At 68.6% G+C, this 11,751-nt stretch carries 10 protein-coding genes and 2 pseudogenes; 11 read left to right on the forward strand and 1 reads right to left on the reverse strand.

From position 1 onward, the window contains the following. Positions 1-35: 35 nt before the first annotated feature. From IG65_RS39755 to IG65_RS0108770, 8 genes and pseudogenes are all read left to right on the forward strand, one after another. Positions 36-245 (forward strand): annotated as a pseudogene (locus IG65_RS39755) (LLM class flavin-dependent oxidoreductase); the annotation flags it as partial. Next, positions 236-1,246, forward strand: a pseudogene (locus IG65_RS0108740) (NtaA/DmoA family FMN-dependent monooxygenase); the annotation flags it as partial. The pseudogenes IG65_RS39755 and IG65_RS0108740, both read left to right, overlap by 10 nt. Continuing rightward, positions 1,243-2,376 (forward strand): LLM class flavin-dependent oxidoreductase, encoded by a 1,134-nt coding sequence (locus IG65_RS0108745; RefSeq protein WP_030514343.1) that lies wholly within the window; start codon positions 1,243-1,245, stop codon positions 2,374-2,376. The pseudogene IG65_RS0108740 and the gene IG65_RS0108745, both read left to right, overlap by 4 nt. Before the next feature lie 93 nt (positions 2,377-2,469). Beyond that, positions 2,470-2,742, forward strand: coding sequence for a hypothetical protein (locus IG65_RS38420; RefSeq protein ID WP_030514344.1), 273 nt, complete (start codon positions 2,470-2,472; stop codon positions 2,740-2,742). Next, complete coding sequence (locus IG65_RS34505) at positions 2,718-3,332, forward strand: alpha/beta fold hydrolase (RefSeq protein ID WP_036523805.1); 615 nt, start codon at positions 2,718-2,720, stop codon at positions 3,330-3,332. Before IG65_RS38420 ends, IG65_RS34505 begins: the two co-directional genes overlap by 25 nt. A gap of 9 nt (positions 3,333-3,341) precedes the next feature. Next, positions 3,342-3,944: a TetR/AcrR family transcriptional regulator gene (locus tag IG65_RS0108760; protein ID WP_030514345.1), complete on the forward strand. Its 603-nt coding sequence runs from the start codon at positions 3,342-3,344 to the stop codon at positions 3,942-3,944. A gap of 578 nt (positions 3,945-4,522) precedes the next feature. Continuing rightward, a complete protein-coding gene (locus tag IG65_RS0108765) occupies positions 4,523-5,503 on the forward strand; it encodes a terpene synthase family protein (RefSeq protein WP_063833556.1) in 981 nt (326 codons plus the stop codon). 149 nt (positions 5,504-5,652) lie between these two features. Continuing rightward, entirely contained in the window at positions 5,653-6,786 is a 1,134-nt protein-coding gene (locus tag IG65_RS0108770) for a polyprenyl synthetase family protein (RefSeq protein WP_081879355.1), read from the forward strand. A 72-nt stretch (positions 6,787-6,858) separates the two neighbouring features. Here IG65_RS0108770 and IG65_RS0108775 read toward each other — a convergent pair whose 3' ends face one another. Continuing rightward, a complete protein-coding gene (locus IG65_RS0108775; protein WP_231509106.1) occupies positions 6,859-8,772 on the reverse strand; it encodes a VWA domain-containing protein in 1,914 nt (637 codons plus the stop codon). 123 nt (positions 8,773-8,895) lie between these two features. Here IG65_RS0108775 and IG65_RS0108780 point away from each other — a divergent pair, with 123 nt between their 5' ends. From IG65_RS0108780 to IG65_RS0108790, 3 genes are all read left to right on the forward strand, one after another. Beyond that, positions 8,896-9,534, forward strand: coding sequence for a TetR/AcrR family transcriptional regulator (locus tag IG65_RS0108780; RefSeq protein ID WP_030514349.1), 639 nt, complete (start codon positions 8,896-8,898; stop codon positions 9,532-9,534). A 137-nt stretch (positions 9,535-9,671) separates the two neighbouring features. Further along, positions 9,672-10,490, forward strand: a complete 819-nt coding sequence (locus IG65_RS0108785) for an SDR family oxidoreductase (protein WP_030514350.1) — start codon at positions 9,672-9,674, stop codon at positions 10,488-10,490. A gap of 37 nt (positions 10,491-10,527) precedes the next feature. Beyond that, positions 10,528-11,751, forward strand: coding sequence for an acyl-CoA dehydrogenase family protein (locus tag IG65_RS0108790; protein ID WP_030514351.1), 1,224 nt, complete (start codon positions 10,528-10,530; stop codon positions 11,749-11,751).

Consider the following 11,751-nt stretch of genomic DNA (forward strand, 5'->3'; position numbering starts at 1 on the left):
GACCGGCCGACCACTTCCAGCCGTCCACCCGGCACGACTACGCCACCTACGGCCGGGCGGGGTGGGAGGTCGCCGTCTCCGCCGAGGCCGAGCAGACGACACTGTTCGGCCGCAAGCAGCCGCAGGACGACACCTCGCTGTGGCGGGAGGCCGACGAGGCGATCGAGGTGGTGACCCGGCTGTGGGACAGCTGGGAGGACGACGCCGAGATCCGCGATCTCGCGACCGGCCGGTTCACCTTTCGGGCGGGCGGGCCGCCTGGAACGCGGTCACCTCCTCCGACGCGTTCACCGGCGAGAATTTCCGCCGTGGCGGCTATCTGGACCACTCGCAGCGTTACGTGCGCGCGGCGGAGGTGGTCGACGCGACCCGCGCGATCTGGGACAGTCGCGCCGGCGGGGCGCCGGTCGTCGACCGCGAACGCGGGGTATTCGGCGGCCCGGCGTCCCGATTCGCCTATCGCGGAACGCAATTCGACATCGAAGGCGTCTACGGGTTGCCGGCGAGCCCGCAGGGATATCCGGTGCAGATTCAGGCCGGTGATTCCGAGGAGGGCCGGGAATTCGCCGCCGCGAAGGCCGATGCGATCTTCAGCCGCCACGGCGAACTCGAGGACGGGCGCCGGTTCTACACCGACATCAAAACCCGGCTCGCGAAGTACGGCCGCCGCCGCGACGATCTGAAGATCCTTCCCGCCGCCACTTTCGTGCTCGGTGACAGCGACGCCGACGCGCAGGAGCGGGCCCGGGAGATCCGCCTGCAGCAGGTGGGGCCGCAGACCGCGATCGCCTTCCTCGAACAGGTCTGGGGCCGTGACCTTTCCGGCTACGACCCCGACGGGCCGCTGCCCGAGATCGATCCGGTCGACAACGCGAACATCACCCGCGGACGCGTCCGGCACGCCAAGGATCCGCGCGTGATCGCCGAGGACTGGCGCGCCAAGGCCGCCGCGAAGAAGCTGAGCATCCGCGAATTGATCATCGAGGTGACCGCGCGCCAGCAGTTCGTCGGCACGCCCGCTCGGGTCGCCGCGGAGATCGATCGGTACGTGCAGTCCGACGCCGCCGACGGATTCGTGCTGGTCCCGCATCTCACGCCCGCCGGCCTCGACGAATTCGTCGACAAGGTCGTTCCCGAACTTCAGGAGCTGGGCAGTTTCCGAACCGAGTACACCGGTGTGACCCTGCGCGAACATCTGGGTCTGCGCCATCCGCATCGCGGCAGCGAAGGAGTGCGAGCGTCATGACCGTGCCGTTGTCGATTCTGGATCTCTCCCCCGTCAGCGCCGGATCCACACCGCGGCAGGCGCTGCGCAACACCATCGATCTGGCCCATCACGCCGAGGCGTGGGGGTATCGCCGATTCTGGGTCGCCGAACATCATTTCGTCGCGGTGGCCTCCTCGGCGCCGACCACCCTCATCGCGTTGATCGCGGCCGCCACCGACAGCATCCGCGTCGGCTCGGCCGCCGTGCAGGCCGGTCAATACACCTCCGCGGCGGTGGTCGAGGCGTTCGGCACCATCGACGCGCTGTATCCGGGACGGCTGGATCTGGGGCTCGGACGCTCGGCGCACCGGATCGCGGAGGTGCGCTCGGCGGGGGTGAAACCCGTACCCGCGCCCGACCGCCCGACCCGGGTGCGCGACGGTGTGGTGATCCCGCCGCCGTTCAGCCCCGGGCGGCTGCTGGACACGACCCGGCTGGCGGCGAGTTTCGAGGCGCTGCAACTGCCCGGAACACAGCCGCTGGACTACGGCCGTCAGGTCCGCGAGATCCGCGACCTGCTCTCCGGGAACTACCGCAGCTCCGAAGGTGTTGTCCTGCACGCCGTTCCGGGCGAGGGCGCCGAGGTTCAGCTGTGGCTGTTCGGTAGTTCCGGCGGTGAGAGCGCCCAGCTCGCGGGCCGGCTCGGACTGCCGTTCGCGGCCAACTACCACGTCTCCCCCGGCACGATCGTGGAGACGGTGGAGGCGTATCGCGCCGCCTTCCGGCCCTCGGCGGTTCTCGACCGGCCGTATCTGGTGGTGTCGGCGGACGTGGTGGTCGCCGACGACGACGCGACCGCCACCCATCTGGCCTCGACCTACGGACATTGGGTCTACAGCATCCGCAGCGGCGCCGGCGCAGCCGAATACCTCGATCCCGATACCGCTGCCCCGCTGACCGAACAGCAGCAGCGCCTGGTGCACGATCGCGTCACCACCCAGTTCGTCGGCGCGCCGAATGTGCTGGCCGAACGACTCTCGGCGCTGCAGCAGCTGACCGGCGCCGACGAACTCGTCGTCACCAGCGTCACCTACCGGTACGAGGACCGGCTGCGCTCGCACGAACTGCTCGCCTCCGAGTGGGGTCTACCGCAGCTCCGCGCGGCCTAGGGCGGTGCCGCCGCTGGTGAACCGGCTCCCGGACCGATGAGTTTCGGCCGCCGGACGAGTCTCCTCAACAGACGCAACCGCAGAGGAGTCGCTATGCCGCTTGATGGTCAACGCTCGTCCGAGCATCTGGTCGCCGTCGATGACATCGACCTGTGTGTGTCCACCTTCGGAGACCGGCGCCGGCCCGCGGCGGTGCTGCCGTCCACGTCGGGGCTCTTCTGGGAGGACGAGTTCTGCGACCGGCTGGCCGCCGCCGGCCGGTACGTCCTGCGCTACGACATCCGTGACACCGGCCGTCGACCGCCTACCCGACCGGCTCCCCCGGCTACACCCTGCGTGATTTGGCTTCCGACCTGGTCGGGCTGATGGATCTTTTCGAACTCCGGCGAGCCCACCTGGTGGGGTTCTCGGTGGCCGGATGGATCTGTCAGCTCGCCGCGCTCGATCACCACGACCGGGTGTCGGCCCTGACGTTGATCAACACCAGGCCGACGTCTCCCGGACCCGCGGACCCCGATCTGCCCGACCACTCCGACGGGATCATGGGCTTCTTCGCCGCGACACCGCCTCCGGACTGGTCCGACCGGGCCGCGGTGATCGACTACCGCGTCGAACAAGCCCGGATACTCTCGGGCGCATACGGTTTCGACGAACAGCATGCGCGACGGCAGGCGCGGCGCACGGTCGATCGCACCACCGATATGGGTTCCAGCGTGCTCAACCTGGCCTTCGTCGATGCGGGCGAGCGCTGGCGGGAGCGGCTGGGCGAGCTCACCGTGCCGACCCTCGTCGTGCACGGCACCGACGACCCGTTCTTCCCGTACGGCAACGGCCAGGCCATGGCCCGGGAGATCCCGGGCGCCGATCTGCTTCCCCTGCCCGGCATCGGGCACGAGCTGCCGGCGTCCACGTGGGATCAACTGCTCATCGCCATGCTGGCACTCGACGACACATAGAATGGACTCGTGAGTCCATTGACGGCCAAGGGGGCGGCCACCCGGCAACGCATCATCGAGGGCGCCGCCGCCGAAATCCGTGACCGCGGAGTCACCGTCGCCACCCTCGACGACATCCGGGCCCGCACCCGTACATCGAAAAGTCAGCTCTTCCACTACTTTCCCGACGGCAAAGAGGAATTGCTGCTGGCGGTCGCGCAGCACGAGGCCGATGCGGTGCTCGCCGATCAGCAGCCCTATCTCGGCGCGCTGGACTCCTGGGCGGCGTGGCAGCGCTGGCGCGACGTGGTGGTCGAGCGGTACCGGGAGCAGGGCCGGTTCTGTCCGCTGTCGGTGCTGATGTCGGAGCTCGGCCGCACCACTCCCGGCGCCCAGCAGGTGAGCGCCGCCCTGCTGCGCCGATGGCACGGCGACATCGAGCGCGGCATCTGCGGCATGCAGAGCCAGGGCGAGATCGCGGTGCGACTCGACGCGGGCCGCGCCGCGGCCGCACTGCTGGCCGGAATCCAGGGTGGTGTCGGCATCCTACTGGCGACCGGTGACATCGGTTTCCTGGAGGCCGCCATCGACACCGGAATCGACGCCCTGCGAACCGCCGACGAAACCTGCTGAACTGCAAGGTTTTCGGGCTATCTCCCGGAGGTTTCGGAGTATTTGCCGGCCCGGTTCGCGCTGCGCCGGGCGGGTAGCCTGCCGTAAGCTTGGCGGCGCCCGCGCAGGGTGGCGAAACGAGGGGGCCATGAGTTGTTCGCAGTATCGAGGGCGACGACCCGATCGGCATGCTGTGCCCGATTGCCACGATCATGCTGAGGTCGGTGTCCGCCGTCGCTCGTCGGCTGCACGCCGAGCACGAAACGCACGCACGTCTGCGGCCGTCGAATGTCCGCCGAGTCCCTCCGTGGGGTACGGCGCCGCGCCGATCCCGGCCGGACGGCACGGGCAGTCTTCCGTTCCGGCTGTCGACGATCGCCGGGTGAATGCTCCCGAGCAGGTGGCGTATCCGCCGCTCGGCTCGGGCGAGCTGTCCACTGTTCGGTCGAATCCGTCGGGAGCCGGGGTGCATGAGGGGTTGCGATCCGAATCCGTTGTGGCACTTCGCCTTGTCGTCACCCGGGATCGACCCGATATCGCAAACCGAATGCCCGGATTGCCGTACTCGCGTTAAACTGCTTGGGAGATAGGCGGTTTCGATGCATGTAACTGAGTTCTTCATGCCGTTCGATTCGGAGGGGGCCAATCCCGCCGAATCGGAGGCCGAGCAGGCCATGTGGGCCTGGCTCGAACGTTGTGATCTGGTTCCCTCGGAGCCGACCCGTCGGCGCATGCGCCGGACCCGGCCGGCTCGCATGTACGCGCTGTGGTGCCCGTATGCCGAGGCGGACGCGCTGGGATTGCTGAGCAGATTCACCGCATGGGCATTCATCGTCGACGATCAGTTCGACATCGAAATTCCCGACCCGGCACGGACATTGGCGACCATCACCGCACTGGAGGAGGTATTCGAGCCCGGCGCCCGCCCGACGGGGGTGCTCGCGGTGGCCTTCGCAGAGCTGTGGCGCGAACTGTGCGCGGGACGCTCGAGTCAGTGGCGTCACGCGGTGCGCACCGAACTCTCGGCATGGCTGTGGACCTACTACACGGAGAGCATCGGGCGGCTCACCGATCGCTATCCCGATCTGGACGACTACCGCGCCCACCGGCGGGACTCGGTGGCGCTGTACGTCTTTCTCGATATCAGCGAGATCGCCGAGGGCGTCGACCTGTGCGCGGGCGCGCGGGCGCTGCCGGCATTGCGCGCGATCCGGGAGGCATCCGTCGAACATATGGGTCTGTTCAACGACATTCTGTCCATCGATTCCGACGAGGCGTCGGATTATCTGTACAACTCGGTGCTGCTGGCCGAACGTCAGCTCGGTCTCGACCGGGAACGTGCGGTCGATGTGGTCGACCGCATGCTCACCGCATGCGTGCGCCGTATGCTCGCGGGCATCGACGCGCTGCCGGCCGAACTCGACGCGGCGGGACTGTCCGGCCGCGACCGCACCGATATCCTCACCATCGCGACCTGCTACACCCGATACGTCCGAGCCAACTTCGACTACCACTATCAGGCCGCGCGCTACACCAGCGCGCCGCGCGAGGCACTAGAGCACGGCGCTCCCCTGGCCTGACGACGAACCCGCGGGCGCTGGCGTTGCGCAAACGCAACCCGGGCCATCGCCCGGCCCGCGGGTTCCGGTGCGACGATGAAACCTTCACGCACCGCCGACCGCGACGCGGAGCGGGCGCGGCGGCTGTGCCCTAGCGAGCGGGGCCGGTAATGCGAGCATCCAAACCCACCACTCACTCTCCGGCGCAACATCTTCCCGCGGCGGACCGCAAGGACTGCGCGGTCGCCCGTGAACCCGGGCGCCGTGCACGCGCCACCACCGATGCCGCCCCGGGCGCGCGCACCGCGGCCACCCTGCTCGCCGATGCCCGCACGGCGATCGCGCCGGTCCTGCGGGCCGCCGTCGCCACCCTCGGCCACCCGCTCGACCGGATGGCCGGTTACCACTTCGGCTGGTGCGACGCCGAGGGCAACCTGCGCGCCGGCTCCCACGGCAAGGGGCTGCGCCCGGCGCTGACGCTGGCCGCCGCGGCCGCCTGCGGCGCACCGGCCGCCGATGCCGTACACGCCGGCGCCGCGGTCGAACTGCTGCACAACTTCTCCCTCGTCCACGACGACGTGATGGACGCCGATCCGCTTCGCCACGGCCGGCCCACGGTCTGGCGGGTGTGGGGCACCACCAACGCCACGTTGCTCGGTGACGCGTTGCAGGCCTTGGCGTTCGCGGTGCTCTCCGACGGCGGAGTGCCGGAGGAGGCCGGCGCCGCCGCGGTGATCCGGTTGGCCCGCACCGCCGCGACCCTGTGCCACGGCCAATATCAAGACTGCGATTTCGAAACCCGCCCGGATGTGAGCGTCGAGGACTACCTGGCCATGGCGGCCGGCAAAACCGCTGTGCTGCTGGGCTGTTCCTGCGCCCTGGGCGCGTTGTGCGCGGGTGCGGATTCGCGAACGGTGGCCGCGTTCAACACCTTCGGCCGCAATCTCGGCCTGGCGTTCCAACTGGTCGACGACGCCATCGACATCTGGGGTGATCCGGCGGTGACCGGTAAACCCGCGCTCAGCGATCTGGCCGGCCGGAAGCGGTCGTTTCCGGTGGTGTGCGCGTTGGCCTCCGACACCGACGCGGGCCGCGAATTGGCCCGGCTGTACAGCGAGCCACGTCCGATGACGACGGCCGACGTAGCGCGCGCCGCCGAACTGGTCGCCGCCGCCGGTGGGCGTGAACTCACCCGCGAATACGCCGACCGGGCATTGCGTTCCGCGCTCGCCGGGCTGCCGGCAGGCGTCGCCCGGGGCGATCTCGAAACCCTGGCTCACGTGGTGGTCCGGCGAAACAGGTGAGCCGGTCCGTGATCACTCGCAAGCGATCACGGACCGGCCCTGTATTTCCGCCGGCCTCTCGGTAGCGGTGCCCTAGGGACGGGTGTTCTTGCGGCGGCTTCGTATCACCACCAGCGCGCCGAGAAGCAGTCCGAGGAGGACCACACCGGCTATGACGGCCGCGAGGACCGCCGGCGACACCCCGTCGCCGGATTCCGATGCGGCCGACGCCCGCGATTGCCCTCCGTTGTTCGACGAGGACGACGCCTCCGGTGTCTGCGCAGCGTGCTCGCCGAATATGCCCGCCGCCGTGGCCGATTCGTACCGCGGTCCGGGCTCGGCAGCCCCGCCGACGGTCACATCCAGGCGAATCGGGACGGGCGCACCGAGTCCTTCGACATTCGATGCGCTGACCGAGACGGCGATGTAGTACCAACCGGCCAGGCTCTGTTCGGCGCTCTTGGCGTCCCCGGCCGTGCGATTGCTGTAGCGCACCGGCAGCGTCGCCAGCGGACCACCGGCCGGCATCGTCGCCGATTCTCCGTTGTAGCTGCCGAAGTCGTGGTCGATCTCGGTGCGAATCGGCGAGTACAGCGTGGTCGTGACCCGCGACAGCCCGTCGAGTCCGTGCTTGTCGGAATCGAGGAAATTCACCCGGTATGCGAGGCCCTGGCCCCATCCGAGCGCGACCCGATAGAAGACGAACTCGCCGCGCTGCAGGGTGTCGGAATAGCTACCGGAACCTTCCAATGTCGTTGCGGCGTTGAATGATCCACTTCCGGAGACCGCGACGACACTACCGGCCGGTGGCGTGAACGCCGTCGGTGTGGCCGAGGCGGGCGGACCGGGGTCGCCGGCCGCGGGCTCGATTCCGAACAGCAACTCCATCGGCATCTGCTGCGGGCTCGTGTCGGCGACGCCGTGCCACTCGGGTGCGAAGTAGTAGCGACCGCCGCCGCGGCACGCGTTCGTGGCGCTGTCGGATCCGGAGTCGGTCTTCGTCGCGCCGTCCCACGCCTTCGTGACGGTCAGTGCCACGCCGTCACTGGTGTTCACCACCTGCTCGAACTCGAATACGTTGCAGTCCTTGCCATCCTCGCCGTAGACGCGCAGGTACAGAACGCTGTTGTCGTTGCCGGGCGGTTTCTGCCGGACGTGCGGGAAGGCCAGCGTCGCACTGAAGTAGGCCATCGCGCCCTGCGGCACGTCCAGGGCGTAGTACTTCGTCTCGTGCTGGGCGATCGTGTCCAGATATCGGCCCGGCCCGGCGACCGGCGCGTCCCGATAGGTCGTGGTGCCGGAAATCGGCGCGCCGACCGGCGTGTACGTGCGCAACGCCGCCTGACTCACCCGGGGCAGGACACGTTCGAGCGATGTGCCGTCGGCGGCGTCGGTGTACGTACCCCCGGTCTGCTGTGCGATGCACGTGAGCTGTTTGCGCGCGGGCCCGTCCACACCGAATCCGATGGCATGCACCACGATCTTGGCGCCCTGACGCTCGAGTTCCCGGGCGACTTCACACGGATCCGGTGGCGCGCAGGTGTCTTCGCCGTCGGAGACGAGGACGATCGACCGCGGGCCCTGCTTCGGAAGCGCGTCGGCGGCCGTGCGCAGCGCGGCGCCGATCGGCGTATACCCACTGGCCTCGACACCATCGACGGCGGTATTCAGAGCCGCTCTGTCGATGATGTCGGCGCCGTGCAGCGTGCGCACGTCCGCACATCCGGCGGTCTTTTCCGCATCCGAGGATCCCGTTCCGGTCCCGTACACGGTCAGCCCCACCTTCGACCGCGCCGGGGCCGCGGCGACGAAACTGTGCACGGCGGCCTTGGCCGCATCCAGTTTCGTGCCGCCGGCGGGATCCGGAGCCCGCATGGATCCCGAGGCGTCCAGCACCAGCATGGTGGGGGCGTATTCGGGTTGCTGTTGCGCGTGCGCCGGAACCGCGGTGAGCGCAACCGCCGCTGCTGCCGCCCCGAGCGTCAACAGCTTCCTCAATATCGACATACTCTCCACTCCGATGACTTCCAAGATCAACAGACCCTACGTGCCGCCATCGGCCTCGTCGGCTATAACTGCTGCATGGGAAAGTTCGGCGAGGATGGTCGCAGCACAGACGCAGCGCCGTCGATGGCCCGGACTTCCCTGCTGCGGGAATTGCCGACCACCGAGCGCGGGCTGCGTACCCGCTCGACGCTGATCGCCGCCGCGCGCCGCGTCTTCGAGACCAGCGGCTATCTCGACACCCGGCTGGTCGACATCACGACCGAGGCGCACTGCTCCTCCGGCACCTTCTACACCTACTTCTCCAGCAAGGAGGAGATTTTCGCGGCGGTCCTGGAGGTCGCCCAGGAGGACATGATGCACCCGGGAATGCCGCATGTTCCCGAGGCCGACGATCCGGCCGCCGTGGTGGCCGCGAGCAACCGCGCCTACTTCGAGGCCTATCAGCGCAACGCCAAACTGATGGGCCTGCTCGAACAGGTGGCCAATATCGACCCCGAATTCCGGGTGCTGCGCCAGCGCCGCGCCGAGGCGTTCATCGACCGCAACGCTCGCAGTATCGAATCGCTGCAACGTCGCGGGCTGGCCGATCCCGAACTGGATCCGCTCCTCGCCTCGCGGGCGCTCTCCGGAATGGTCAGCCGCCTGGCCTTCGGGCATTTCGTGGCCGGTGACGACACCGATCGCCCGGTCGACCTGGACGAGCTCACCTATACCGCGACCCGCTTGTGGGTCAACGCGCTGCGTATTCCGGCCAAGTCCTGACTCGCCGTTTCGCCCTCCGGCGCAGCGCAGACCTGCTACAACAGCGGAGTGCGGCGCACGCGCACACCCGAAATTGAACTTGACGTCAACCTCAACTACGGTGGGGTGACATCACGGACACGGACAGGGGTACGGCAGTGCAGGTTGCGCAGAAGGTGGCCATCGTGACCGGCGGCGGAGGCGGCATCGGCGGCGCTCTCGCCGCCCGCCTCGCCGAAGCGGGCGCGCGAGTCGTCGTCGCCGATCTCGACGAGGCCGCCGCGAAGAGCGTCGCCGACGCCGTGGCCGCCGACCATCCCGGTGCCTGCGTGAGCGCGGGGGCCGACGTCAGCGATCCGGAGGCGATCGCCGGTCTGATCACGCTGGCGGAGAACACGTTCGGCCCGGTGGACCTGTACTTCGCCAACGCCGGCATCGCCGGTGCGGCCGGGCTCGACGTCGCCGAGGCCGACTGGGACCGGTCCTTCGACGTGAACGTGCGCGCGCACATCCGCGCCGCCTCCCAGCTCGTACCCCGATGGCTCGAGCGCGGCGAAGGATATTTCGTCAGCACCGCGTCCGCGGCCGGGCTTCTCACCCAGATCGGATCGGCCACCTACTCGGTCACCAAGCACGCCGCTGTCGGCTTCGCCGAATGGTTGTCGGTCACCTACGGCGACCAGGGGATTCGGGTCAGCTGCCTGTGCCCCATGGGGGTCGACACGCCCCTGCTGTATGCCGGGCGCGACTCCGGCGACCGGCTCGGCGCGGCCTCCACCCGGGCGGTGACCGCCGCCGGGGAGGTGCTCGAACCCGCGCAGGTCGCCGACGCCGTGCTCGCCGCGATCGACGCCGAGCAGTTCTTGATCCTGCCGCATCCGAGCGTGCTCGAGATGTATCGGCGCAAGGGGGCCGACTACGACCGCTGGCTGGCCGGCATGCGCCGGTACCAGCGCAGCTTGCTCGACGAGAACTGAAGCTTCACAACAGATTTCACAACGATCAGGAGATCACATGTCGATGTTCGACATCTCCGAGCGGGCCGAGAAGTATCGGGCCCAGCTGCTGGAGTTCATGGATTCGCACGTCTACCCCGCCGAGGCCGTCTACGACGAGCAGATGCGCGCCGCCGGCGATCCGCACTTCCAGCCGCCGATCCTGGAAGAGCTCAAGGCCGAGGCGCAGCGGCGCGGCCTGTGGAATCTGTTCCACCCCTACCCGGAATGGGGTCCGGGTCTGACCAACCTCGAGTACGCGCCGCTGGCCGAGATCATGGGCCGCAGCCACTTGGCGCCGGAGGCGTGCAACTGCAATGCCCCGGATACGGGAAATATGGAAGTCTTCACGCTCTTCGGCACCGACGAGCACAAGGAGAAGTACCTGAAGCCGTTGCTGGCGGGCACGATCCGCTCGGCGTTCGCGATGACCGAGCCCGCGGTCGCCAGTTCCGACGCCACCAATGTGGAACTGTCGATGGTGCGTGACGGCGACGAGTACGTGCTCAATGGCCGTAAGTGGTTCGCCTCCAACGCCTTGCATCCGAACTGCACCGTGCTGATCGTGATGGGCAAGACCGATCCCGACGCCGCGCCGCACCGCCAGCAGTCGATGATGGTGGTCCCCATCGACGCACCGGGCGTGACCGTCATGCGCGGCCTGCCGGTCTTCGGCTATCAGGACCGCGAGGGTCATGCCGAGATCGATTTCGAGAATGTGCGGGTACCGCTGAAAGACGTGCTCGAGGGCGAGGGCGAGGGCTTCGCGATCAGCCAGGCCCGGCTCGGCCCCGGCCGCATCCACCACTGCATGCGGGCCATCGGAATGGCCGAGCGCGCCCTGGAGCTGATGTGCCGGCGCGCGAGTACGCGCATCACCTTCGGCAAGCCGATCGCTGCCAACGCCAATATCCAGGACTGGATCGCCGAGGCGCGCATCGATATCGAGATGATCCGGCTGCTGACCCTGAAGGCGGCCTATCTGATGGACACCGTCGGCAACAAGGAGGCGCGCACCGAGATCGCCGCGATCAAGGTCGCCGCGCCGAATATCGCCCTGAAGATCGTCGACCGGGCCATTCAGGTCCACGGTGGCGCCGGTGTCACCGACGACTTCCCGCTCGCCATGGCGTGGGCGCATCTGCGCACGCTGCGGCTGGCCGACGGCCCCGACGAGGTGCACAAGCGCACGCTGGCCCGGCAGGAACTGCGCAAGTATCGAGATGTGAAGGCGGACAACTGA

Source organism: Nocardia sp. NRRL WC-3656 (genome assembly GCF_000720265.1).
Lineage (GTDB): Bacteria > Actinomycetota > Actinomycetes > Mycobacteriales > Mycobacteriaceae > Nocardia > Nocardia nova.

Excerpts from the sequence above, each read along its gene's own strand:
- IG65_RS0108745 (WP_030514343.1), top strand. The coding sequence starts at position 1,243 with ATGACCGTGCCGTTGTCGATTCTGGATCTCTCCCCCGTCAGCGCCGGA.
- IG65_RS38420 (WP_030514344.1), top strand. The coding sequence starts at position 2,470 with ATGCCGCTTGATGGTCAACGCTCGTCCGAGCATCTGGTCGCCGTCGAT.
- IG65_RS0108765 (WP_063833556.1), top strand. The coding sequence starts at position 4,523 with ATGCATGTAACTGAGTTCTTCATGCCGTTCGATTCGGAGGGGGCCAAT.
- IG65_RS0108770 (WP_081879355.1), top strand. The coding sequence starts at position 5,653 with ATGCGAGCATCCAAACCCACCACTCACTCTCCGGCGCAACATCTTCCC.
- IG65_RS0108775 (WP_231509106.1), bottom strand. The coding sequence starts at position 8,772 with ATGTCGATATTGAGGAAGCTGTTGACGCTCGGGGCGGCAGCAGCGGCG.
- IG65_RS0108780 (WP_030514349.1), top strand. The coding sequence starts at position 8,896 with ATGGCCCGGACTTCCCTGCTGCGGGAATTGCCGACCACCGAGCGCGGG.
- IG65_RS0108790 (WP_030514351.1), top strand. The coding sequence starts at position 10,528 with ATGTCGATGTTCGACATCTCCGAGCGGGCCGAGAAGTATCGGGCCCAG.